The following is a 26,958-nucleotide window of genomic DNA, read 5'->3' on the forward strand; positions in this document are numbered from 1 at the left end:
AATATTGTCCATAAAGTTTACATTGATGAATTCCAGGAAAAAATAAACTCAGACTTTTATAAGTCATTTGGCAAAAAACCGGAATTTTATCAAGTAAGCTTGGAGGATGGTACCGGAATTCTTTGATAGACAAGTACAATAAAGGCAGCCGAAGCTGCCTTTATTATTGATTTGATATTCTTCTGTCAATGAGCAGTAGGAACTGCTTCAGTCGATTTAGTATTTTTTTGCCAGATGAAGAAAATAATAAATAGAACAATCAAAATCCCAGGAAAGGACACCATCCTAAGCAATGTAGCTTGTCCTGCAGCCAACTCTAAAGCATCACCAGTGAAACCTTCTGCCAGTTTGTTTGCCCTAGATACATCTATCCATCGTCCGATAATTGGTTGGAAGATAGCCGTTGAGAACATACCCACTCCTCCAATGATAGACATTCCCAAAGCACCACTTAAAGGTACTCTTTGTGCTACTGCTCCCACCATCACAGGCCAGAAGTAACAAACTCCAATTGCGAATACAATTGCTGCTAGGTAAGCCGAAGGACCTGTTACCACACTGAACATATAAATACCTATGGTTGCAAAAATAGATCCCCCAAGTAAAACTCCCGTCTGCCCCAAGGTTTTCACCACCGGCCCTGCAAAGAACCTTCCTACAGCCATTACACCCGTAGTAAGCGCAAGTATAAGCATTCCGCTTGCACCTGTACTACTCAACACGATATTAGCCCACTGCTGGGGACCAAATTCCGAGATCGCAGTAAGCGCCATACAGAAAAACAAAAATATAAATACTGGAGAAGCTAAGGCTTTGATATTACTTGAAATTGAAGTAACTCCCTCCACTGTCGGTTTTGGAAATGCTTTTCCAAAGAACAATACTGCATAAATCACAGTAGGTATCATCAATACCCACATTTGTAACTGCCATCCTAAGCCAAAGTCAGTCATAAACTTGGAAATCAAACTACCGAGTACAATACCTCCCGGGAACCACATATGGAACCTATTCAGCATTTTATTCATGGTAAGTCCAGAATACATATCTGCAATCATTGGATTACAAGCTGCTTCTGTACAACCATTTCCAAACCCAATGAAAAGAGTGGAAATCAAAAGGCTGTTGTATCCTCCTGCATAAATTGTCATGATAATTCCCAAAGTATGGGAAAGGAATGCAATCTGCATAATCAGTTTCGGCCCTATTTTGTGATAAAACAGACCTCCTAGAATCATAGAAATTGGGAATCCTAAAAACCACATGGAGTTGATAAATCCGAGCTGCTCAGCATTAAGATCAAATTTAACTCCTAACTCAGGGAGGATACCTGCCCTGATTGCAAAGGTGAAAGCTGTTGTGATCAGGGCAAAACAGCTTGCATTGAACAAAGCTGTTTTGTTGATGTTTTCGTTCATGTTGATTGGGTTTAAAAGGTTGTTTAAGAATAATAAGTTTGTACTGATTATTTAAAATCAGTCGGAAAATATGAAAAATAATACAGACAGCCTTTTTCTTTGTATAAAAATTAATAGCTGAATTATATCAGCGCAAAAAAATCGATGTGAATATCATTTCAAAACCACGAGATTCTTACTTACTTTTTCTTCCACACCGAATCTTTCACTATTATATTTTAAAGTAACTGTATAGGTTCCTACAGGAACAAAATCCCCTCCAAGCGTACCATCCCATTGGCAAAATGGAGTCCTAGTCTGAACATCAAAGTCTTCACAGAAAAAAATCAATTGTCCTTGTCGATTATGAATCCAGACCTGGGCACTTTCTACAGCATCGTTCACTATGACTTTAAAAAGTTTTGATGGGTCGCTCAAAATCATTCCTGTAGGAAAAACAAACTGAAATTCGCAGTCTTCAAAAGCTTCGAAGCTTTCCTCTACAGTACAGCCTTCAGTATTGGTAACTATTAAAGTATATCTTCCTGGAACCTGAGGTTTGAAAATTGAATCTGTAGAAATCACCCCCCCCTCAAAATACCATTCGTAAGCTTCAAATGATCCCGGGCGGATTGTTTCACCCAGGTTGATATCTTCACAGACAGAGTAAAATTCATTAACATCAGGACGGGTTTCATCCGCACTTCTCAAAACTAGAACCAGGTCATTTCCCAACTCACAACCAAAATCGTTAAAGACTAGAACTTCATACGTTCCCTCCTCTTCAGCTGTGATGACATCCTGGCCATCAAACTCGGTCAGGTCAGTCACGTTCCCATCTGGATCTATAAAAATCCATTTGATATCAGCAATCAGGTTTCTTTCTGCTTCCAAAGTGATGACAGTAAAAGGTGAATCAGGACAAAAAGGGTCAACTACCAATTCAACTTCAACAGAAAAAACAGGTTCTTCCACCACAAATTCAACTGGCACCACTTCACAAAATCCACTTCCTCTTGGCTGTACCTCCAGCGTAAAATTGCCAAAAGCTACAGGTATCCAACTGGTACCACGGCCTACTATTTCTCCATCCTCATTCAGCCATCTGATAATTACTGAATCTGAATCTTTACCAAATAAATCAGCCTCATAAACTCTATTTCCAAAACAATCCTGATCTGCGAGCAATACGTCAAATTCTAATTCATCGGATACATTTGCTGTAAAGTTAATTCTTCGAGGACATTTATCAGGTGTAGCCGCCCTCTCTCTTCCGATGATTGTGTAACTACCCGATTCAGTGAGTTGAAATGCTTCTCCAGCATTTTTCATTTCCACCAAATCACCATCCAAAAGAAGTTCAAACTCTAAATCTTCATTGGTGGAAGGTAAAAGCTCAAAGGCCTGACATATATTGATGTTGCTGGGGACTGAGAATGAAACCAAGTCTTTCTTGGGCACATCCAAAACCGCTTCCCACGGAGTTGTACATCCATTCTGATCGATAATTTCAAGCACATAAAAGTCCCCTGATAAATCAATTTCAAAAGAATTCTGATTGGGAATAGGCCCTTCTTCTATTACTCCTCCATTCCCTGAAAGAACCCTATATTCTCCTACAATAATTTCATCGACAAACGTCACGACTAACTTCCCCTCTTCTACCCCTCCATTTTCACAAGATTCAGCAACTTGAGCCACTTCAAATAAATCCTCTGCCAAAGGAGCCAATGAAGGGATGATCACTACACCTGTTCTGAAACAACCATTGGTTACAGTTTCGATCCTATAAATCCCAGAAGGAACATTATCAAAAGCTATAATGTCTCCATCGGCAAAATTAAACCTTGCTTCATTTAGCTCGATTATCCTGATTTCATCAATGGCACTTTCAGCTAAAATTTCAAATGAGCCATCTCCTATCGTGCAATTTGTAGCAGGTTGTTGGTTTTGAAGAGTATACCTGGGTCCCTCACTTATAGAGAAAGGAATTGATCTCTCAGAAATACAAGAAGGGTTTTGAGGATTGGTTACACTGAAAAAAACAAAATATTCACCTGGTCCATCCAAATCATTTTCTGTATCGATTGTCAGGGAAAAAGAATTGCCTAAGTCTGTTCTCTGTGTCTCTCCTTGCTTCAATACTGACCATTCTCCCCTGAAAGGAGTATCGGCCGTCACCTGTACAAAATCTCCTTCGCATGCCTCTGATTGCTGGATACTTAAAGTAAAATCATCAGGTGGGCCTACATATGTGCTCCCTGTAATCAAGCAATCCTGTCCGCCATCAGCATTGGTGAAAAACAAAGAAATAAAATAGGGACCTTCTTGGTTCACTATCAACTCATTACTATTCCCTACAACCTGACCTGCTGCATTTTTCCATTCAAAAGTAAATTGATCTATCTGAGGGGTGTCGTTGGGAATTGCAGTAACCGTTGTAGACTCATCACCGCATAGTAGGTAATCAGGCCTTATGATTAATTCAGGTCCTTGGGTGACTTCAACTGTTCGGCTTTCTGAATAAATTTCTGAACCCGCTCTGAGTACGCTGACCTGAACAGTATGAGGTCCGAGTTCAGAAAACCGAATAGGGACCGTTTCATAATTCACACCCCTACCGCTGAATTCGAAAATAATGACCCCTGCCGGGTTGGTCGCGGTCCACTCATACCTATCTGTTGCCGGATTACCTCCAGCAGAAAACTCACCCAAAACAGAACCAAAAACTATACAAAGCCTTTCGGGCCCCTCGAGATTTGGATCATTGACAAAATATCCTTTTTCAAGATTGCTAGTTTTAAAGGTAAAATCCCCTCCAAAAGTGAAACCTAAAGCATTTACAGTAGCTATGAAAGTTAAAAGCAGGCAAAGAAATAAAACAGTATAAAAAGAAAATCTAAACATATTGGATGAAACAGAACAAAAGCCTTGTTCTTATACTTTTTTATAACTTTGAAAATCAATTAAAATTGCGGGTTAAGAAAGTCAAAAAAACAGCCCAAAAACAATACCAGTTTTGAATCAATTGATCACGGTCAAGGTGGTCATCATCGTTTCTTCTATTCCCTCTTGGGTGTTTTTATAATGGATACGCACTGCATATGCACCTATAGGGAGCTTTTCCCCTCTGTAATACCCATCCCATATACAAGAGGAAGTATTTTCGGAAAGGTTTCTTTCAGAGCAAGAAAACACTTCCTGCCCCCATTTATTAAAAATCCAAATATCAAGCTCGTCTATCAGGAAATTTGTATAAATCAGAAAATTTCTTTCTTCGCTTCCAGGTATCATGGCATTGGGTAAAGAAACTCTCAGTTCACATTCCTCCTCCACAAGGAATGTGGTCACAAATTCACAATTCTCTTGGCTATTAACCACAAGTGTGTACTCTCCTACCATCTGAGGCTTATAGGTTGGACTTGTAGAAACCAACATTTCATCTAAGTACCATTCATAAGTGCTAAAATTACCCGGATTTATAGTCTCTCCAATTTCATATTCTGCACAGATTTCATAGAGTTCTTTTACGACTGGCCTGACATCATCCATACTGCGCATGATCAGGACCAGGTCATTTCCAATAGAACAGCCCAATTCATTAAACACAGTGGCCTCGTAGGTCCCTTCTTCCTCAGCTATCACTTCAAAAAGCCCTTCAAATTGCCCCAAAACAGAGGTGTTGTTATTGATGTCTGTAAAACGCCACTCTATACGGTCCACCTCTTCAGGCATATCAACCACCAATTCAATCACTGTTGATAAATCATCTGGGCAAATTACACCAGCTTGAAGGTTTGCATTTACTGAAAGAACAGGTGCTTCTATTTCGAACTCATACAAATCCACATCACAGGGGAGGCTTCCGGCAGGCTGGACTTCAAGAGTATAGGTGCCAGGGGTGCTGGTCGTAAATATAGGGGAATTACCCAATTCCTGACCACCAGAATTCCTCCAAGTGATCAAAACATCTTCAGTAGCAGAAGTCCCAAAGTTGGCTTCATAGGTAAATTCTCCTTCACAGGATTGATTGACCAGTTCAGCTGAAAAAACAATCGCATCAACAACTCTAACTTCAAATGATTTGACGTTTGGACAGATTGGATTATTTGGATCAGCTCCTCTGATTTCATATTCCCCTCTTTGGTTTAATACAAACCTTTCATCCGAATTTCTAGTTACTTGCTCTCCATTTGGATATGTTAAAGTATAGACCAAAGGAAAGTTACTTTCAGGAATCCATTCATATCTTTCACAGATCACTAATTCTTCTTGAGGGACATCAAATTGGGTGAGATTGTTACTGAAATCGATATCTATACTTGTTCGGCCGATTTCGCAGGTTATATTAATGCTATTATAGACAGTGACTTCATATGTACCTGAAATGGATGCAACAATGCTTGAATCATTTTCATTTTCAGTTAAAACAGTAATATCACCATCTTCATCAAAGTACCGCCATCTGATCCTCCCAACGTTATCAAAATCTGTATCTAAAGTGATTGTAGCATCTGGTCCAAAAGGACAAAGTAAACTTGCCTCCAGATCTACAGGCACACTGAGTACTGGTTCAGGAACAATAAATTTAGTGGGTGGTGTGGGGCAGGTCCCCAAAATATTACGAGGTTGCATTTCAAGTTCGTACTCCCCATAAGTCACAGGAGACATATTGACACCGGTACTGACCACTTCCCCAGCTTCATCATACCATCTGATCCTTACTTCACTTGGGTCATAATTGAGGATATTTGCTTCCCATACCTGATTCCCTATACAGTCTTGAGACACAAATTCTATTTCAAATTCTACAGGGTCAACATCTTCAATTTGCAAATCAACTTTTGTAGGGCAAATTTCTTCAGGAAAATCCAAATGTCTTCCGATCAATTCATAATCACCTGCTTCGGTAATTGTAAAAGTCTGGCCAACTCTTTCTTCACCTGTAGTAATATTTCTTAATAGAAATTCAAGAGGTTGGGATGTTTCTGGAGTAAGCTCATAAACTTCACAAAATTTAAAGGCAGTAGGCACACTGAATTCAACCTGCGGAAGACCTGGTACCTCGATTCTTTCAACGAAAGGTACCATACATCGATTATCTTCTTCATCCTCATCTTCATCTTCATCTTCATCATCTCCATCCCCATTATCTGATGGAGGTTCAGGAATAAATACCTCAAAATAGAAGATCCCCCCAGGAACTTCGATTACAAACTCTATGTCCTCCAATTCTTCACTCTCCAAAACACCTGTACCCACAAGGTCTCCCCTTTCTGTATACAATTCATATATGAGATCAATTGGTCCATTTTCAAAAAACACCGTAAAACTACCATTGTTTTTCCCTTCCTCAGAGCAAGTTTCTGGCACTATACTATCAGGGTCTACGGTAAACCTTAACTGATCTGGTACATCCTGAAGTGTGACAACTGTGCCTAAAGTGAATTTACAGCCATTTGCAAAGGCTTCAAAAGTATAAACGCCAGATCTGAGGCCTGGAATGACAAGTTCCTCTCCGGCTGATAAAGAAAATCCAGGGCTATTGGTCTCTTCATCAATAACATAATATATCAAATCAATATCCCCATCAGCAAAAATTCTCAATGCACCATCTTCGGCAAGACATTCCGAAGCACTAAATTCCTCTTCAATTCTGAACTGCGGGTTCTGACCAAATGTAAAATCATGGGTCTTGGTAACTATACAAGATGGATTATTTTCATTAATCAATTCAAAAATCAAAACATAATCCCCAAAACCAGGCAAATCTCCTGTAGACAACTGGAGAAAACTGGATTGATTGATAAATACTCTAGGCTCTCCAACCTTCTCATAATACCATCTCCCTGGAAGCTGAGGGTCAGAGAATGCCACAACTACGTTTCCTGGGCAAAAATTCACACCGTTTACGTCAAGGTCAAAATCAACTGCAATCCGGACTTGAGTTGACAAAGTATTCTCACATTCTGCTTCTCCGAGCGAATTTTCCAAAAAATACCTAACCTGAAATACGCCCTCATCATCTACCACAAGTTCATTTTCAATGGATACAACATCGTCATTTTCATCTATCCATTCGAAAGAATAATCTGACAAACCTACCGTAGATGGGTCTAATGCTCTTAAAGTAAGTTCATCACCAGGACAAAGGACATAATCATCCAAAAGCACAATTTCTGCTCCAGGCAAGACCTCAACAATTTTTGTCAGATTAGAGATAGGTATTCCTCCCCTAGTAATAACAAGATTAATGGTATGTGTTCCTGATTGGGAAAAAGTAAAAGCTAAAGTCTGTAAAGATTCACCACCCTGAAAAACCCTAGGAGGTCCTACAGGTTCTGTGATAGTCCACCTGTAAACATCAGTTTCTGGATCACCACCTCCAAAAAATTCTTCTATCCTATTTCCAGTAATTAGGCAAACTCGTTCAGGGCCCAAAATCTCAAAATCATTGGCTGCAGATAATAAAAGCTGGGAACTGTCGGTTTGAGTGGATTCACTCAAAATAAAACCAAAAGTGCCCACAATCAACACAAGAGTCAGCCAGTTAGTCTTGGCTGAAAATATTTGTTTTGATTGTTTCATTCAATGAATGTGCAGTTCGTGGACAATTTTTTGAAAAGCATGAAAACAAATCTACAACAATATCCAATCGAAAAAAACAGCCTCATCAACATAAGTTAATGAGGCTTCAATTTTTACTCATGATAAAAATCACCTTACAAACAACCACTCTTTTTCATCCCCAGCCCACTCGTATCCATCATCATTAAATAGTTTTAATTTCTCAGGTTCGGTAATCCTATTTTTTATGATATAATCGGTCATCATCCCTCTTGCCTGCTTGGCAAATATCCCTATTATTTGGTATTTCCCATTTCTAAATTCTTTGAATACAGGAGAAATAATTTCAGACTCAATCGCTTTTTCATCTACTGCCTTAAAATATTCTTGGGAAGCCAGATTGACTATAGGAGCTCCTTTCGTCGCTTCATTCAATGCCTTTGCTATTCTTTGTCCCCAAAACTCATATAGATTCTTACCCCTTTTATTTTCTACTTTGATTCCCATTTCTAGTCTGTAAGGCTGAATCATATCCAAGGGTCTCAAAAGCCCGTAGAGACCTGAAAGTATCCTTAAGTGTTTCTGAGCGAAATCAAATTCTTCACCTGAATAATTCTCTACGTCTATTTTGGTATAAACATCTCCTTTAAATGACAGTAAAGCCTGCTTGGCATGTTCCGGCTCAAAAGTTTTTTTAAAGTTCTTATACCTACCTTCATTCAATTCTGCAAGCTTTTCAGAAATCCCCATCATTTTCATCAATTCATCTTTGCTCTTCTTTTTCATAATGGAAACGAGCTCCAATGTATCTTTTTGAAATTCCGGTTGCGTATTCAAGCTAATGTCTGTGGTATTAAGATCCAGTGTTTTTGAAGGTGATATTAATGTTATCATATTTATGCTTTTACTCAATAACTGTTATTGCCCGTGTAATTGTTTGGGTTAAATTTTGATTTATACTTCTATATCGTACTAAAACAGGATAGGTTCCTATGGGTACAACTTGCCCATTTACCAAACCATCCCAAGTACAGATTGGTTCTTCTTCGGGGATGTTGTTGTTTTGGCAATAATAAATCAATTCCCCCCAACGGTTGTAGATTAAAACTTCCACTTCATCAATAAAATCATTCGCAAACAATACAAATTGCCTGTCAGGATCACTAGGTCTCATAGCATTTGGAAATACAACCTTAAGTGCGCAGTCTTCTTCTACTTCGAAAGTTATAGAAAACTCACAACCAGCATCATCAAACACCAATAATTCATACATCCCAGCTTCAGTTGGAGTGAAAGTTGGAGTGTCTGCAACTTCTTCCCCATCCAATCTCCAAGAATAAAACTGATACTCTCCTGGATCCAATACAAATACCACATCTTCAAGAGCACAAATGATATAGCTCTCTTCTAAAACAGGAGGTAGGGCATCAGATTTAATAATCTGTATTTGCTCTAAGGCTACTGTACATCCAAAGTTATTGATTAACTCCACCTGATATACTCCAGCTTCAATAATGGTAACATCTGACTGATCGGCAAAAAGAGGCAGTAATGTCCTTGTATTACCCGTAACCGAATACCAATTGATTTCTGCTACATTATTCAAATCCCCAATGATGGAAATTATGGTAAAGACATCTTCTCCACAGAATGGCAATGCTTCTAACTCAATTTCCAAATCATCTTCAAATTCTTCCACTTCAAAACTAATACTAGTTGGAGGGCAGAGTCCACCTGCGGCAGGTTGAACTTCCAAAGTATATTCTCCAGCTATCGTCGGAAAAAGTATAGGGTTTCTGCTGATGATTTCTCCATTTGAATTTCTCCAAAAAATCCGTACATCCGCAGGAGCTAACCCTTTCAAATCCACAGTGTATGATACCCCTGTTTCACAGTCTATTTCAGGACCAACCAAATCAAAATCTATGGGACCGCTAATGTTTACAAAGATCTCTCTTACCCTTGGACATATGTCAGAACCGGAGGGAATAGCAGTCATGATGTATAATCCTGATTGGGTTATCTCATAATTAGTCCCATCTACAGAATTCACTAAATTGCCAAGTTCATCTTCAAGCCTATAGCCCAAATCTGGATCAGGTGAACTAGGAGCAAATGTGAACACTTCGCAGGCCTCTACATTGGAAGGGATTGAAAATTCAGCTTGCTCTTTTTCTTCAACAGTATGCAAATCTGCAGAAGGAATATCACAACCATTTTCATCCGATATCTCTACTGCATATACCCCTCCAGGAACATCAATTGTCAATTGAATTTCATTGGTGAAGCTTCCTATAAACTCTTCCCCTGTATCCTGTCTGACGAGCAAATAACTTCCACTTGCCGGGCCGTTTGGAAAATCAATAATGATGCGGCCTTCTGAAACCCCCTCGGCAGTACATTCCTCATCTTCCGTGCTTACCGTAAACCCATCAATTTCAGCAGGTGGATTAAGATTTTGAATGACAGCTGTCTGCACAAATTCACAACCAAACTCTCCTTCCATTTGAATGGTATACAGTCCAGGCTCCAAATCTGCGAATACCGGTAAGACCTGACCTGCAGAAAGGTTATTGAATACCTGATTAGTTTCTAATATCTCAAGACGATCAATAGCTGTTAGGGCTTCTAGTTCAAAACTACCATTTGGAGTATCACAATCATCCGCATCAGTAAGTATGGTAATATCAACAGCAGGTAGTCCATATACTATAAGCTCAGCCTTTTTCTCAAATAAACAGTTTTCAATAATTGGATCTTCTCCGATAAAGATTATCTCATATTGTCCTGGTGCAGGCAGGGAGGATGGTTCGAGCTCTAATTCAAAAAATCTCCCAAGTGATACCCTGTTTCCAGATCCTAGAATTTCATAAAACCACTCCCCTTCCAGCGGTGTATTGGGTGCAAAGACAACCAGCTGATCATCGTAGCAAACTTCCTCAGCACTTTGATTTAAGTCAAAATCAAAGGCAGGTCCAACAAATACTTCCTTACTGGACGGACAGGTATTAAAAAGTTCTCCATCTGCCCCATCAGGAATTCTGTAAGAAACCGTAACCGTATAAATACTTTCTTCAGTAACCTCGATAGTATTGGAATCACTATCTCCGAAAAGTTGTCCTGCAGCATTCCTCCATTCAAAATCATACAATTCATCAGCAGGGTCATATCCCTCAATGGCAGTAAGCTCTACCGGTGAACCCGCACATAGTACAATGTCATCAGGTAATGTCAATTCCGGTGGCGCTACAACAAGCACTTCTATACTTTCTTCAAAGTAACCAACTTCTTCACACCTATCAACCCTCAAGGTGACGGTAAATAGCCCGTCTCTTGAAAAGGGATGCTCCAATTCCTGAAAATCTTCACCAGCCCCACCAAATCCCTGGAGCTCGAATTCACCATCTTCATGTTGTATGGTCCAAAAATAGGCATCAATATCAGGCTCTCCTCCACCTTCGAAAAGGCCAATCCCTCCTTCGTCCGGATCAAGACAAATTCTTTCAGGACCTGACAGAGCCGGCTCGGGAATACTGCTTCCTGACTGCTGCACAAATGCAGGTAATCCTAAGTTTGAACTTGTGCCGCCAATTAAATTGACTCCATCTTCCTGGTAATTGCTGGCATTGCAATTCCCCCCAGGTATAATCTGCCCCACAGAACTCTGGCCTGGTCTCGCTACATAAACTTGCCCATCCGGGCCAATCTGAACAGCTCCAAATGGACCAGATGTGCTTAAAGTATTTCTTATAGATGAATTAAGTATACAATTCTCCCTGTCTGCCCGATTAGAGGCATTGTTAAAACAATCAGCACATGAAAGATCAGGCTCCGGGGCATCAGGATCATCAGGATCACGTTGTCTTTCTGGTACACCTATCAGGAACTCTTCAATTTTCCCCCCGCTTCCAAGGTAAGACACAAAAACCCTACTCCCGTCATTAGAAAACTCTACACCATATATTTCATCATTATTACATCCCAAATCCAAAAGGGCATATTCGGTCATCCTCCCGGAACTTTGATCAAAATCAAAAATTTCCAGCCTGCTACAAGCACCATCCTGAATGGTTACTGCCACCTGGTTGCCATCCGGGCTGAATTTCATTGTACCCACACCCGTATTGAACCCGTGATTGGAACCTACAGAAGAAAATACAGGGCTACCTATCCCGAATTGGGTTACCGGATAAGCCCTAAAAGTATTGTTGCCCAACTCATGAAAAAGTACCCAGGTGGTATCACCAGATGCAAGCGCAGCAGATTGTTCAGTACTTGGGCTGAAAAGAAAATTTCCTTTGGAAACTACATTCCCTATTCCGTCAACATTAGCATTTGGCTCTGTCGCACCGGCTTTGATATCGACTACTGAATATTTTACCCTATTGGTTCCATCAGCAGACCTTTGGGTTGTAAATACATAGTAAACAGTCTCTTGCTGAGGTATAGGGACTGCAATCACACTTTCAGAAGCCTGATTGCTACCACCTATATTTTCTCCGTTTTCCATAGGGACACCATTCAGATCCCAAACTGTCTCACCATCTGTATAGAATAACACCTGCCCGGTTTCATCCGAAATAGTAGTGGTCCCAGCAGGTATATTGTTCGGGTGGGTAACAGGCCTAGGGATAGGTCCATCTGGATCATTTGGATCTATATTGAAATCCAACCCTGCACCATCTCCAAAATACCAGATATTGTTATTTTGATCGGGAAGGTCCCAAATTTTCACTCTAATTTCTGCATAAGCATAACATTGAGCCCCTGGTTCCCTCACCAAGACCCAATATAATCCAGGTAAATCCACACAGTTATCTGTGTCGGAAACCCAACCTTCATCTCGTCTATTAGACCAGAAATATTCATAATTGCCTCCTCCGATTGGACCACCTACATTAGGATTCCCACCTCCGGGGCCGCCTATATTAGGATTTTCGCCGCCCTGACCACCACCTTCCTGCACTTCTAGTAGTGAACCTATATCGACGCAGGCTCCTTCACAAACAGTGGTATCTTGAGCCGAAAAATCTGCTTCCAAGTCATTGGGAGTAAGTGGAATGGTCTTTGGGATTGTTCTTGAGGAACCATCTTCAAAAGTCACGGTCAGGGTAACGTCAATTGACTGACCTTGGACTGCTTCTTCTGGAATCAGCAAATGTTCTTGATTGAAATCAATATCAATAGGCTCCCCATCCTCATCTGTAAGTGGTGGGTTAAAAGTCCATTCAAAACTTACGGGTCTGAAGTTTTCAGGATTGATTTCACTTGTGAGTTGAATAGGATTATTTTCACAGGGCACTTCCGGTTCCCAGGTAAAATCCACATCGGCTTGTACATCCTGATTAGGGGCAAACTGAGGGAATACCCTTCCGCAAAAATCTGTGCCGTTGAAAGGGTCTTCATTAATGTCCAGGTCCAATAAATCTTCTTCATCTGGATTATCAACCCTGCCTACAAGTTGGGGACCACCTTCTACCTCCTCATATATGTAATAAAGCCTGCCATCGGGTCCTACCCTAATATCATAAATGTTAAAAACATCATTATCTAATGGAATTACCTCAGGTGTTGCAGCAAGGTCATTGACAGGAACTCTCAGTAATTCATTTCCTTTTGAAAAATACAGGTATTCACCGCCGGGAGAAAATGTTGCCCCTTCTACTGAGTCTGGGCCGCCAGTAGGGACTGATTCAGAAGCTCCAAAAGTGCCGGAATTAGCATCAAAATCAAGAACTATTATGTCTTCAGAAGGATCTTCTGGGATTAAAATCAGTTTCCCCAAAGACTCATTGTAAATGATTGCTTTTGGGGTAAAACCCAAACCTGTACTGCTTGTTTGTGTAAAGTCTCCTTCCGCATCTTCAATCCTTCTCGATATCAATTCTCCTCCCTCAAAGCTCAATAGGTAAGAAGGGGAATTGATATTTTTAACGACTGTAATGGCACCAGAAGCATTACTGATTGTTTGATTTAAAGTTGTGACCGCTCCTAATGGTGGTTGGTTACCTGTAGCTCCACCGGCTGCATTCATATCTACCACAGAGTATTGTAACTGACCCCCTGGGGTGATATAAAACAAATAAAAAATCTTATCCCCTTCCGGATCGTAACTCAAAGTTCCAATTGCACTCCCTTGCCTTACGTCAGTTTGACCATTTACTCCATTTGGGGCACCCTGGATCTGTAGATTATCATTATTATAAACAAGGACTCCATTGGTATAAAATAAAGTTCTGCCAGTTATAGGATCCACTACTACTGAATTATTATCTACATTTCCAGTATCAGACCCTATCACTATAGTGCCCGGGAGATTTCTCACCGTAGGCTCACTGCCTTTACCAAAAGAAATATAGCTATTCTGCTGGCCTGAGCCACAGTACCCAAACACCCATTCGTTGTTGTTAAAGCCCTGTGAAAAACTTTTTTGGATACTCAAACAACAAGTAAGCGCGAAGATTATGGCAAAAATTAAATTTAACTTTATGGAATTACTAAGGGTTTTCATAATTTACACGCTGCTTACAAAACATCGACAGGTTTACAGCGTTTAGCTGATGAATTGAATCAACCAATTAACGAAGATTTACTTGCAAAGGTCATATATATATCGTCTTTTTTTTCTATTGATACTTATTTTTTCAATAGGAAGTTTGCAGGCTCAAGACCCGCAATACAGTCAGTACTATGCGGCCCCCCTTTATCTCAACCCTGCGTTCACAGGATCAGAATTGGTGCCTAGGGTTGGTTTTAATTATAGAAATCAATGGCCTGGCCTAGATGCACAATTCACTACCTTCTCGGCCTATATTGACACGTATCTAGACGAGTACAACAGTGGTGTTGGCTTAATGGTTATGAACGATGTGGAAGGTGCTGCCAAATTAAGATCTACAACCATAGCTGGGTTTTATTCCTATGAGCTTCGTCTTTCAGAAAAAGCCTTCTTCCGTCCGGGATTTCGTGCCAGTTATATCAGAAGAGATATAGGTTTTTTTGAAAATCTAATTTTTGCCAATCAAATTGTTGCAACAGACCCTTTTGGTCCTACCTTGCCAAGTACAGACTTACCAGGACTTGGAGAACCTGTCAATTTATTATCACTTTCCTTTGGAGGATTGTTCTTTACAGAAAACTTCTGGTTTGGAATTGCAGCTGACCATGTAAATACGCCAAACCAATCATTTTTGGATGGTGTCAGTAGATTGCCTGCAAAATATTCCATCCATACAGGTTATAGAATTGCTTTGGCAAGTGGTGGTTATAGAAGAGACTTTACCCATATGGCCAGACAACGTTACATAGTACCCACTCTGAATTATAAAAGACAAGGTCCTTTCGAACAACTTGATATTGGAGCTTATCTTTATTCAGAACCGCTTGTAGTTGGACTTTGGTATAGGGGATTGCCTTATCGACCTATAGAAAACCAACTCAATAGGGATGCTATCGTAGTGATGGTAGGCGTCAATCTACCCACAGGAATGAATGTTGGCTATAGTTTTGACTATACTGTATCCCAATTGGGTATGCAGTCAGGTGGGGCTCATGAAATCAGTGTATCCTTCCTTTTGGCGGATAAAAATAAAGGCAAGTTGAGAAGTAGAGATACTATCCTCCCTTGTCCAAAGTTCTAGGAAAAATTGTTATGGAGGCAGAGTGGATCAAATACCTATTATTAGGCGTTTTAACTTTTGGATTTTTATTTGAAAAATTTCTCAACCACCTTAACATCAGAAGGCCTGTTCCAAATGTTCCGCAAACATTGAAACAATACATCAGCCAATCCAAACTCAACGAATCAAAGGATTACCATACCTCCAATTATAAATTTGGATTATTTACAGGTACTATAACCTTCATAATCACTTTTGCCTTTATTAATTTTGGTTTTTTTGGATGGATGGATCAAGCACTCCGCCCCATCGTCACTAATCCAATCTTACTATCATTGGTATATTTTGCAATTATTTTTATTGGGTCAGATTTATTATCGCTGCCCTTTGACTACTACCACACTTTTGTAATTGAAGAGAAATTTGGATTTAATAAAACCACCCCTAAAACATTCTTTTCCGACAAATTAAAGGGATATATTCTCAGCATCATTATTGGAGGAGGGCTTTTGGCTGTGTTATTATGGCTCATTCATCAGATAGGAAAAGATTTTTGGTGGCAATTCTGGATCATTTCAGCAGTATTCATGCTATTTGTAAACTTATTTTATACCGCTTGGATTTTACCAATTTTCAATAAACTCACTCCACTTGAAGAAGGAGAGTTAAAATCCAAGATCGTTCAATATGCAAAGTCTGTCAATTTCCCACTTGACAGTATTTTTGTCATTGATGGCAGCAAAAGATCATCCAAAGCAAATGCATTTTTTTCTGGTTTCGGGAAAAGAAAAAAAGTTGTTTTGTATGACACCCTAATTGATCAGCACACACCCGATGAATTGGTTGCAGTTTTGGCCCACGAAGTTGGGCATTACAAAAAGAAACATATTATTTCAAGCATTCTGATTTCCATTCTGCATATAGGCTTGATGCTTTTTATTCTCGCCCAGTTTATTTTCAGCGAAAACATGAGTATTGCGCTAGGCGGAGATCAATTGGCTGTACATTTAAATATCATTGGATTCACCATGCTTTTATCTCCTATTTCATTAATCTTAGGAATTGGCATGAACCTAATTAGCAGAAAAAATGAATTTGAGGCTGATGCTTATGCCAAAGAAACATTTGCAGGCTTACCTCTAGCTGAAGCACTCAAGACCCTTTCGGTCAATAGCCTGAGTAATATCAATCCACACCCTTGGTACGTATTTGTAAATTATTCTCATCCGCCACTTTTAGAAAGGCTGGAAAAATTGGAAAAATAAAACCCTTAATAAGTTATAAAAAAAAGACCTGTTAACTTTTCAAAAAGCTAACAGGTCAAAGATTATGCTCGGGAAACATTAGGTTTAGCTTCTCATCTCTTTATAAGCATTAATCAACCCATTAGTAGAGGCGTCGTGACTGTCTACCAATTGATCATCCTGCAGTTCAGGCAAAATGGCATTGGCAAGCACTTTTCCCAATTCCACTCCCCATTGATCAAAACTATAAATATTCCAAATCACCCCCTGGGTAAAAATTTTATGCTCATACATCGCAATCAATTGTCCTAAAGTATAGGGTGTAATTTTTTTAACCAAAATTGAATTGGTAGGTCTATTTCCTTCAAACACCCTATGCGGTGCAATCTTCGCAATTTCTTCTGCAGATTTCCCAGCTTTGGTCATTTCAGCTTTCACTTCTTCCAAACTTTTCCCGTTCATAAGGGCTTCTGTCTGAGCAAAAAAGTTAGAGAGCAGCTTGACATGGTGATCGCCTACAGGATTATGTGAAATGGCTGGTGCAATAAAATCACATGGAATCAAATGTGTTCCTTGATGGATCAATTGATAAAACGCATGTTGACCATTGGTACCCGGCTCCCCCCAAATGATGGGCCCAGTGGTGTAAGACACCTTTTTACCTGTCTTATCAATATACTTCCCATTAGATTCCATATTTCCTTGTTGAAAATATGCAGCAAACCTATGTAGGTATTGGTCATATGGAAGAATAGCTTCAGAAGCTGCCCCCAGAAAATTGGTGTTCCATATACCTATCAAAGCAAGAATTACTGGGATATTATTTGTGAATTTTTCTTCTTTAAAATGCTTATCCATTGAATGGGCACCTTCCAGTAATTTCTCGAAATTATCAAATCCAATCGCACAGGCAATAGGCAGACCAATAGCAGACCATAAGGAATACCTTCCCCCTACCCAATCCCAAAAAACAAACATGTTCTTTGGATCAATACCAAAATCAGTTACACCCTTTTTATTGGTAGAAAGAGCTACGAAATGCCTTCCTACTGCTTTTTCTTCTTTGGCATATTCCATAAACCATCTTCTTGCTGTGTGGGCATTGGTCATGGTTTCCTGAGTGGTAAAAGTCTTGGAAGCTATAAAAAACAGAGTGGTTTCAGGATTTACTTTTTTGAGTGTCTCGGCAATATGAGTACCATCTACATTGGATACAAAATATATCTCCAGATTTGGATTTTGATAAGGTTTCAATGCCTCAGCGACCATCACAGGACCCAAATCTGAACCTCCAATGCCAATATTAACAAGAGCGGTGATAGGTTTCCCTGTATAACCCAACCATTTTCCATTGGTAACCTGATCGGCAAAGTCTTTCATTTGAGTCAAAACGGCATTTATATCAGGCATCACATTTTCTCCATCCACCAGCACAGGTGAATTTGACCTGTTCCTCAGTGCAGTATGCAATACAGCCCTACCCTCGGTACCATTGATCTTTTCCCCTTCAAACATCGACTGAATCGCTTCTTTCAAACCGACTTCCTCTGCCAACTCTAGTAATGCTTCGAAAACCTGTGTGTTCAATCTGTTTTTGGAAAAATCCACCAAAATATCCTCTAGGACCGTAGAGAATTCTTCGAATCTATTTTCTTGATCAAAAAAGTCTTTGATGGGTGTAGAACTGTATTTATCGGCTAAAGCCTGCAATGCAGACCAGGAAACAGTATCAACAGGATTTATATTTTTCATAGTAAGTTAGGTTTTATAGGAATGCGGTGCAAAAATACGCTTTTAATTGAGGTCATAAAATAAGAGTTGAAACCTTTTAATAATCTTTGTGATTTCAGGTCATCCCAAAAGCCTACTTTAACAAAATGGAACAGTTGTTGTTTTTTATGTACATGATAAGTGAATATCCTGTTATTGTTACATCTAAAAAGACAAAATATGAAACCAATCGCGCTGTTGCTGAGCTTTTTTTTATTGTTACTGATGGGCTGTGGTTCATCTACGCAAATCACTGCAAGCTGGAAAAACGAAGATGAAAGCCGTCAACCATACAGTAGCATATTACTTGCAGCATTTTCAGAGGATCTCTCTTTGAGGCAATCGTTGGAGGGTGAATTTATGACCCGATTACAAAACAGAGATGTTACTGCGATAAGGAGTGTAGACGTGTTTTCTCCTGATTTTTTTTCAGGTAATGAGCCAAATAAAGAACAACTGGAGGAAATTTTAAACGAAGTAAATGCAGAAGCCATTATGACGATTACCTTGATCAATATTGAAGAAGAAGAAAGATTTGTGCAAGGAGGAAGGGCTGGACCAATGTTTGCCCCTATGGGAAGGTTTGGATATTACGGAAACTTTTTTGGGTATTGGGACCATTGGAATGCTGCTGGATGGAATCAGGGTTACTACACAACAGAGCGAAAGTACTTTATGGAAACCAACCTCTATGATGCAGAATCCATGAAATTGATTTGGAGTGCCCAGTCCAGAACGGTCAATCCATCAGATATTCAGACATTTGCAAAAGAATATGTGGATGCCCTAAAGGCTGAAATGAGAGATGAAAAAATTATACTCTAATTAAAAAGCCTTCCAAAAATGGAATAGCCCCCAATAAGTGCATAACTTTTTGGGGGCATGTCAATTTGGGAGGCTTTTTAATTATTTTGCAGGTAAAACCTGTGTTATTACTTCTCCAAATCCAACCCTGATATCGTCTTTTTTACAGTATCCTTTCATCACTACAGTATCCCCATCATCTATAAACTTTCTCTCAGAACCATCTTCAAGCTTGACAGGGTTTGTTCCTTTCCAAGCCAATTCTAACATGGAGCCAAAACTATCTTTTGTTGGTCCGGAAATCGTACCCGAAGCGTACATATCTCCTACATTGATGTTACACCCATTCACGGTGTGATGGGCAAGCTGCTGGGCTACATTCCAATACATATACTTGAAATTTGAAGAACAGACTTTTGTCTCTTTCTTTCCCTCTGGCTGAATCAAAACCTCTAGGTTGATGTCAAATGCATGGTCTTTTTCACACTTCAAGTATGGTAGGACCTCAGGTTCCTGTTTTGGCCCGGCAAGCCTGAATACCTCAAGTGCCTCCAATGTAACAATCCAAGGCGAGATACTGCTGGCGAAATTTTTCCCCAAAAAGGGACCTAATGGCACATATTCCCATGCCTGTATATCCCTTGCTGACCAATCATTAAATAAAACAAAACCAAAAATAAAATCTTCTGCCTCATCAGTAGAAATACTATCTCCCATTTTATTTTGTCTACCTGTGATAAACGCCAATTCTAGCTCAAAGTCAAGTCTTCTGCTCGGACCAAACTGGGGAAGATCTTGGTCTGCGTCTTTAAATTGTCCTTTAGGTCTATGTATTGGAACACCTGAAGGAATGATAGATGAAGCTCTTCCATGATAACCAACAGGAATATGTTTCCAGTTTGGTAAAAGGGCGTTATCAGGATCTCTAAACATAGTCCCCACATTTGTGGCATGTTCCATACTACTGTAAAAATCAGTATAATCACCTACTTTTACAGGCATTAGCATTTGGGCTTCCTTTCGGTTTACCATTGCTTTACCACGAATTTGATGTTCTCTTAGCGCTTCGTTATCCTCTTTCAACAATTCCTGCACTATTTCCCTTACCCTTCTAGTTACTGATTTTCCAAGCGAAATAAAGTCATTTAAAGATTCCCGAAGGAAAATATCATGAGGCAGTTGACTTAGATCTGCAAAAAAGCCCTCATCATGCAATACAGCCAAGTCTACTATTTTATCACCTATTGCAATTCCTGCTCTTGGTGAAAGTCTTTTGTTTTTGAAAACTCCAAAGGGAAGATTGTAAATCGTGAAATCAGAATCTTTAGGAACCTGCACCCATGAATTGAGTGCGGATACTTCAGGCTTTGTCATATGTAAAAATTTAATTGGTCGGCCAAAGTTAGAACATTAAGGCAGAAGATGAAATAGAAATACAAGGATATGTATATCTAAAATTCAACCGCTAGTTAAACTATCCCAGTGTCCCTACTCATTCAACTCAAATATAAATTTGATATTTATTTCAAAATCAACACATTCCCTTAAACGGTGGCTTCAAAAGGATAGGATCCTGATTGTCATTTCTTTTATATCAGTACAATTTGTTCCCTCGGAAGATTACCCATCATTATCAGACATAAAATTATAATCTAAAATTATAAGGAGTGTATCTCTGAACCGAATTTGCGAGAATTAGGGTAGTGTGCTACTTTTTTTATCTTAATTTTGCCAATCGAAGTTTAAAACAGCCTTTTTTACAATATGTCATTAGCTACAAAATACAATCCGGAAGCAGTTGAATTAAAGTGGTATAAATACTGGATGGAAAACAGATTTTTTTCCTCCAAAGTAGATCCTGAAAAGGAGCCTTACACCATAGTAATCCCACCTCCAAATGTTACTGGTGTATTGCATATGGGACATATGCTTAATAATACGATTCAGGATGTATTGATACGCAAAGCGCGAATGGAGGGGAAAAATGCCTGCTGGGTTCCCGGAACAGACCACGCTTCCATAGCTACAGAAGCGAAAGTTGTAGCGATGCTTAAAGAAAAGGGCATTGATAAGAAATCGCTCAGCAGAGAGGAGTTTCTGGAACATGCCTGGGATTGGAAGAAAAAATATGGAGGAATCATCCTGGAACAGTTGAAAAAACTAGGTGCATCCTGTGATTGGGACCGAACCAAGTTCACCATGGATGAAGACCTAAGTCAAGCAGTAGTTTCTGTATTTATCGACCTTCACAAAAAAGGAAAGATTTATAGAGGTATTCGTATGGTCAATTGGGATCCACAGGGCAAAACAGCTCTTTCGGATGATGAAGTGATCATGAAAGAAATCCAGTCAAAGTTGTATTACATCCAATATAAAATAGAAGATTCTGAAAATGAAACCCTGACCATTGCTACCACCCGTCCTGAAACGATCATGGCTGATGTAGCGATCTGTATCAATCCAAATGACGATAGATTTACACATCTAAAAGGCAAAAAAGCAATCATTCCATTGATCAACAGACCTATCCCCATCATTGAGGATGAATATGTGGATATGGAATTCGGTACTGGATGCCTGAAAGTTACTCCTGCCCATGATATCAATGATTATGAACTGGGTGTAAAGCACAAACTCGAGGTAATTGACATTTTGAATGATGATGGTAGCCTCAATGAAAAAGCACAAATCTTAATAGGTGAAGACCGCTTTATCGCCAGAAAGAAAATAGCTAAATTACTGGATGAAGTAGGTCAACTGGAAAAAATCGAAGATTACAAATCCAATGTGGGCCACTCCGAAAGAACTGATGCCGTGGTCGAGCCTAAGTTGTCTTTGCAGTGGTTCCTGAAAATGGAAGATATCACCAAGCCGGCTTTGAAAGCAGTCATGGAAGACGTTATTCAGCTTTATCCTCCGAAGTTCAAAAACATGTACCGTGCTTGGATGGAAAATGTCAGGGATTGGTGTATCTCCAGACAGCTATGGTGGGGACACAGAATTCCTGCGTACTATCTTCCGAACGGTGAATATGTGGTTGCTAAAAGCCAATCAGATGCGCTTAAAATCGCCAATGAAAAATATGATGAACAGTTCACCATAGAGGATATCAAGCAAGATGAAGATGTATTGGACACCTGGTTTTCATCATGGCTTTGGCCGATTTCTGTTTTTGACACCAAAGTCTTTGAAAACAATGCACCAAGTGAAGATTTACGCTACTATTACCCCACCAATGATCTGGTGACTGCCCCTGAAATCCTCTTTTTTTGGGTGGCAAGAATGATTATCGCTGGTTATGAATACATGGGTGAAAAGCCTTTTAAGAATGTGTATTTGACTGGAATAGTAAGGGATAAGCAGGGTAGAAAAATGTCCAAATCCTTGGGCAACTCTCCTGATCCCTTGGAATTGATCAAAAACTTTGGTGCTGATGGCGTACGTACAGGTATGCTATTCTCCTCTCCGGCAGGAAATGACCTTCCTTTCGATGAAAAGCTCGTAGAGCAAGGAAGAAATTTTGCCAACAAAATCTGGAATGCCTTCAGGTTGATTGAAGGTTGGGAAGTAGATGAAAACCTGAATGTAAATGAAAATAAAGCTTCCATTCACTGGTTTGATAACCGCTTTCATGAAGCTTTGGCAGAAATCGAGGACCACTTCGATAAATTCAGGATTTCAGATGCACTGATGACCACCTACAAATTGGTATGGGATGACTTTTGTTCCTGGTACTTGGAAATGATCAAACCTGCTTATCAGCAGCCTATAGACCGAGAAACGTATGATCAAACCATCGTATTCCTAGAGGATATCCTCAGGATTCTTCATCCTTTTATGCCATTTCTTACGGAAGAAATTTGGCAAACTATTGAAAAAAGAGGCTTGGGGCATGCTTTGATTATTCAAAAATGGCCGGAGAAAAAAGCTTACGATACCAAACCAATAGCAGAAGCAGCACAGGTTTTTGAGGTAGTATCACAGGTAAGAAACCTAAGGAGTTCCAAAGGACTTTCTCCAAAAGAGAGTTTGTCTCTGACCATCAATACCAATCAAGAAGCGCTCTATAAGAGCTTTGAATCCGTTTTGAAAAAATTGGCCAACCTTTCAGAACTTCAATTTGGAGAGAAAGTAGAGAATGCTGTCAGCTTTGTTGTTAAATCCGACGAGTGTTTTGTACCCCTTGAGGAGCAGATCGATGTGGAACAGGAAAGGGAAAACCTGAGCAAGGAATTGGAATACACCAAAGGTTTCCTCAACGCGGTAATGAAAAAACTAGGCAATGAAAGATTTGTATCGGGAGCCCCGGCAGCTGTAGTCGAAAACGAAAAGAAAAAACAAGCAGATGCCGAAGCAAAGATCAAAACTTTGGAAGAGGCTTTGTCGAAACTGGCATGACAGTATAGATATTAATTGGATATTGAGATATTGCTGATACATAAATGGTATAGTTAACTTTAATGATTTCTTGGTAGTGTTAATTAAAAAACAATGGAATCAAAAGATATCCGATGGGAGCGGCGGTTCAGTAATTTCAACAAAGCTTTACATAAGCTTGAGGAAGCTGTCAAAAGGATAAAAAAGGATTTCCCAATTGACAAATATGGAAGTATAGACGAAGACCAATTTATGGATGGTATTTTAAAGGAAGGTTTGATCCAAAGGTTTGAATACACCCATGAGTTAGCTTGGAATGTAATGAAGGATTTTCTGGTCAATGCCGGGAACAACAGTATTTTCGGCTCAAAGGACGCTACAAGAGAAGCATTTGCATCTGGATTAATTCAAAATGGGGAACTCTGGATGGATATGATCAAAAGTCGTAATAAAACATCACATACCTACAATGAGGAAACCGCAGATGAAATATTTCTTGAAGATTATGAATCAATATATCTCCGAGTTCATTCTATTTCAAGAAAAGATGGAAAATCTAAAAAGTCAAAATTAGCCCTTACCTAATGTTTGGATTATCAGACAAAACCATTGAGCTTATTCGAGAAGTGTTTTCTAAACATCCTCAAGTAGAAAAAAGCAGTGCTTTATGGCTCAAGGGCTAAGGGTAATTATAGGCCGGGATCGGATATTGACCTGACACTTCTTGGCGAATCTTTGGATCTCACTGAGCTTCAAAAAATCGAAATTGAACTTGACGATTTGATGCTACCCTACAAAATCGACCTTTCAATACATCATAAAATCCAAAATTCTGATTTTTTAGAGCATATACAAAGAGTAGGAAAGATATTCTATGAAAAAGCAGAATATGACAAATACTAAGATCAAGGCTTTTTGGAGATGGTAAATTCTAAAAACTTTCTGAATTTGAAACTAAAAAAATACCCCTCCCGTAAACTTAGTATATTATTTCACAAAACCATAATAGTATGAAATATTATTTTAAACTTCTACTGATCACCACGCTTTTTATTGGAATCATCTCCTGCGAATCTACAGATGACCCTGATCCCACACCGGTTCATGAAGAATTTCCAGATCTCCAAATGTTTGTGGACAGGTTTGTAGAAGAAGCTCAATTGCGTGGTCTCAACTTAAATTTATCTGGAATAGACGCTATATATGTGGATGAAGTAAGGAGAAATGATCAAGTATATTGTGGTTATGGATATATTAATCATCCACAAACAGGTCGCCGGACAGTTGAAATATCAAGAACATCAAACTGTAATTGGGCTTCCTTATCAGACATTCAAAGGGAAAACCTATTTTTCCATGAAATGGGACATGCCATTCTCAACCTCCCACATGACAATACGCTCAAATGTGATGGCAGGCCACTTTCACTGATGACAGATGAGTTTAATATTTTTGAAATATATAAAGAAGGTGAAGAAGAATTAAGGACGTATTACATTGACGAATTATTTGACAGGTTGGCAGCCAATGAGCAGTGTATTGATTTTGGTCAGGATTTTTCCCAGGATCCAGTTTTTTTAACCAATGACCTTTCTGATCCATTCTGGAATTTTTCAAATGACAATAACAACTACCAGGTTTCAAGAGGTGTACATGATGAATCAGGAATTCCATATCTTGGAATTTCATCTGAAGGTAATGGCGAGAATACGGGCTATATTTTTAAACAGTTAGAAGTTCCCAATATTCCTGAAGGAGCATCAGTCATCCTGCGCACCAAAGTAAACGCTGAAGACCTCCAAGGGCCTGGGGTAGCAATCGCACTCAGGATGTATGAAACGGAAATCGGCAATACTGGTGCTACCACGGTGGAAACATCCTTTTTGACAACAGAAAATAATCCTGTAGGTGGTACATTGGAAGACCATGTTTTGGAGATTACGCTACCTAGCTTTACCAGAAAAACTATTTTCATGATCCCCTTTGCAGTCATGATGCCGGGAACAGAAGGCGCTGCCTTTTTTGATGATTTTGAGATTTTGGTAGAAGAATGATTCATAAAAATAAAAGCTTAAAAATAGCACGATAAAAATTCCCTAATGCCACTAAGGCTCCAAGACACAAAGATTTTCTCAAAGTTCTTAGTGCTTTTGTGGCAATAATAAATTGCCGTAAGAACATATGCTGTGTTAATAATTCAATCGTTCAAAACTAGAAAAAGGGGGATCAATAACCTGAATACTTTTTCTAGTTTTGGACTTTATTGTTTTTCCTCCTTATCCTTACTACCAATGCCCAGGTAAGTAGACCCAATAGAGTAAATGGCCAAAGTCGTACGAGAAACAATACAAAATAGACAAACAAATCCCATCCCTTTGAAAAGGATTTCATGAGTTTGCCTCCAAAACTATCTGAATAGACCGCGGATTGTCGCAGGTCTTGATAAATATAAATGCTAACGGTACTGTAAGCGATATCATTGCTGAGACTTCTAAACCTAGATTCATTCATCTCAATTTCATTTCTGATATTGTTAAGATTACGTTCAATTTCAATCATATCTTTGATTTCTGAAGACTTCGAAAGCAGTTCTTGATAGCGTTCTTCAAGCATTTTTTTACTTTTCAAAGTAGCCTCCAAATCCCTATACCTATTGGTGACATCTTCTACATTGGAAGACTTATTGATCAAAGCTACCCCAATTGAGGATAAGGTATCCATCAAATTAATGTAAGCTTCAGAAGGAATCCTGATGTTGAGATTATAGCTAACACGATCCTTTTGATTATTTAGATTTTCAGAATCCAAATAGCCATTAAATCCGGAGACCAACTCTTTGATTGAGGCATAATCAGATTGAAGATCGCCAGAAGAAATTTCCAAATATCCCCTTCTTATCATTTTCCGTTCAGAGGTAGTTTGCTTCTCCTTAAAAGTCCCTTCTTCAGGAGGAGGTGGTGGTTGCTCAGAAAGTGGAATATCTAAAAATTCCTCAAAATCAGAAGAAATGTCACCATCATAGCTTCCATTGCCGCATGAAAAGGCAAAAAGAAAAACCGAAAAGACTAAGTATAATCCATTAATTTTTTTCATAACATCTAGGACAATGACAACTAATGTACTAAAACTGAATAATTAATTGTACAAATCACTTCATTAAATGATTTCACTACTAAATGA

15 protein-coding genes are annotated in these 26,958 nt (G+C 39.2%); 7 read left to right on the plus strand and 8 right to left on the minus strand.

The window, feature by feature from the left end:
• Window positions 1–185 precede the first annotated feature (185 nt).
• From EA341_RS08735 to EA341_RS08755, 5 genes are all read right to left on the minus strand, one after another.
• The gene (locus tag EA341_RS08735) at window positions 186–1,418 is read right to left on the minus strand and encodes a sugar MFS transporter (RefSeq protein ID WP_293013023.1); all 1,233 of its coding nucleotides are present in this window, start codon (window positions 1,416–1,418) and stop codon (window positions 186–188) included.
• Window positions 1,419–1,571: 153 nt separating this feature from the next.
• Window positions 1,572–4,304, minus strand: coding sequence for a hypothetical protein (locus EA341_RS08740; RefSeq protein WP_293013024.1), 2,733 nt, complete (start codon window positions 4,302–4,304; stop codon window positions 1,572–1,574).
• A gap of 117 nt (window positions 4,305–4,421) precedes the next feature.
• Window positions 4,422–7,985 carry a gliding motility-associated C-terminal domain-containing protein gene (locus EA341_RS08745; protein WP_293013026.1) on the minus strand — a complete coding sequence of 1,188 codons (3,564 nt, stop codon included), beginning with the start codon at window positions 7,983–7,985 and terminating at the stop codon, window positions 4,422–4,424.
• Window positions 7,986–8,114: 129 nt separating this feature from the next.
• Window positions 8,115–8,858: a peroxide stress protein YaaA gene (yaaA, locus tag EA341_RS08750; RefSeq protein WP_293013028.1), complete on the minus strand. Its 744-nt coding sequence runs from the start codon at window positions 8,856–8,858 to the stop codon at window positions 8,115–8,117.
• A 10-nt stretch (window positions 8,859–8,868) separates the two neighbouring features.
• Entirely contained in the window at window positions 8,869–14,406 is a 5,538-nt protein-coding gene (locus EA341_RS08755) for a hypothetical protein (protein ID WP_367127109.1), read from the minus strand.
• A 151-nt stretch (window positions 14,407–14,557) separates the two neighbouring features.
• Here EA341_RS08755 and EA341_RS08760 point away from each other — a divergent pair, with 151 nt between their 5' ends.
• Together EA341_RS08760 and EA341_RS08765 are read left to right on the plus strand one after the other, a co-directional pair.
• Window positions 14,558–15,604: a type IX secretion system membrane protein PorP/SprF gene (locus EA341_RS08760; RefSeq protein WP_293013033.1), complete on the plus strand. Its 1,047-nt coding sequence runs from the start codon at window positions 14,558–14,560 to the stop codon at window positions 15,602–15,604.
• Between the two features lie 11 nt (window positions 15,605–15,615).
• Window positions 15,616–16,848 (plus strand): M48 family metallopeptidase, encoded by a 1,233-nt coding sequence (locus tag EA341_RS08765; protein ID WP_293013055.1) that lies wholly within the window; start codon window positions 15,616–15,618, stop codon window positions 16,846–16,848.
• Window positions 16,849–16,932: 84 nt separating this feature from the next.
• Here the strand turns inward: EA341_RS08765 and pgi are convergent, their stop codons facing one another.
• Window positions 16,933–18,579 (minus strand): glucose-6-phosphate isomerase, encoded by a 1,647-nt coding sequence (gene pgi, locus EA341_RS08770; RefSeq protein ID WP_293013035.1) that lies wholly within the window; start codon window positions 18,577–18,579, stop codon window positions 16,933–16,935.
• 198 nt (window positions 18,580–18,777) lie between these two features.
• On the opposite strand from pgi, the gene EA341_RS08775 reads away from it, so the two are divergent.
• Window positions 18,778–19,422, plus strand: a complete 645-nt coding sequence (locus EA341_RS08775) for a hypothetical protein (protein WP_293013037.1) — start codon at window positions 18,778–18,780, stop codon at window positions 19,420–19,422.
• Window positions 19,423–19,503: 81 nt separating this feature from the next.
• On the opposite strand, the gene fahA is transcribed toward EA341_RS08775, so the two are convergent.
• Complete coding sequence (fahA, locus tag EA341_RS08780; RefSeq protein WP_293013040.1) at window positions 19,504–20,775, minus strand: fumarylacetoacetase; 1,272 nt, start codon at window positions 20,773–20,775, stop codon at window positions 19,504–19,506.
• A gap of 390 nt (window positions 20,776–21,165) precedes the next feature.
• Here fahA and EA341_RS08785 point away from each other — a divergent pair, with 390 nt between their 5' ends.
• The 4 genes from EA341_RS08785 (at window position 21,166) to EA341_RS08800 (ending at window position 25,832) form a co-directional block, all read left to right on the plus strand.
• Window positions 21,166–23,799 (plus strand): valine--tRNA ligase, encoded by a 2,634-nt coding sequence (locus tag EA341_RS08785; protein ID WP_293013043.1) that lies wholly within the window; start codon window positions 21,166–21,168, stop codon window positions 23,797–23,799.
• 93 nt (window positions 23,800–23,892) lie between these two features.
• On the plus strand, window positions 23,893–24,363 hold the full coding sequence (locus tag EA341_RS08790; protein ID WP_293013045.1) for a nucleotidyltransferase substrate binding protein: 471 nt from the start codon (window positions 23,893–23,895) through the stop codon (window positions 24,361–24,363).
• Window positions 24,364–24,438: 75 nt separating this feature from the next.
• Window positions 24,439–24,681 (plus strand): nucleotidyltransferase domain-containing protein, encoded by a 243-nt coding sequence (locus EA341_RS08795; RefSeq protein ID WP_293013047.1) that lies wholly within the window; start codon window positions 24,439–24,441, stop codon window positions 24,679–24,681.
• 107 nt (window positions 24,682–24,788) lie between these two features.
• The gene (locus EA341_RS08800) at window positions 24,789–25,832 is read left to right on the plus strand and encodes a hypothetical protein (RefSeq protein WP_293013049.1); all 1,044 of its coding nucleotides are present in this window, start codon (window positions 24,789–24,791) and stop codon (window positions 25,830–25,832) included.
• Window positions 25,833–26,025: 193 nt separating this feature from the next.
• Here the strand turns inward: EA341_RS08800 and EA341_RS08805 are convergent, their stop codons facing one another.
• The gene (locus tag EA341_RS08805) at window positions 26,026–26,871 is read right to left on the minus strand and encodes a DUF4349 domain-containing protein (protein ID WP_293013052.1); all 846 of its coding nucleotides are present in this window, start codon (window positions 26,869–26,871) and stop codon (window positions 26,026–26,028) included.
• Window positions 26,872–26,958 lie beyond the last annotated feature (87 nt).

Origin of the sequence: Mongoliibacter sp. (assembly GCF_007692705.1) — a bacterium.
Classification (GTDB): domain Bacteria; phylum Bacteroidota; class Bacteroidia; order Cytophagales; family Cyclobacteriaceae; genus Mongoliibacter.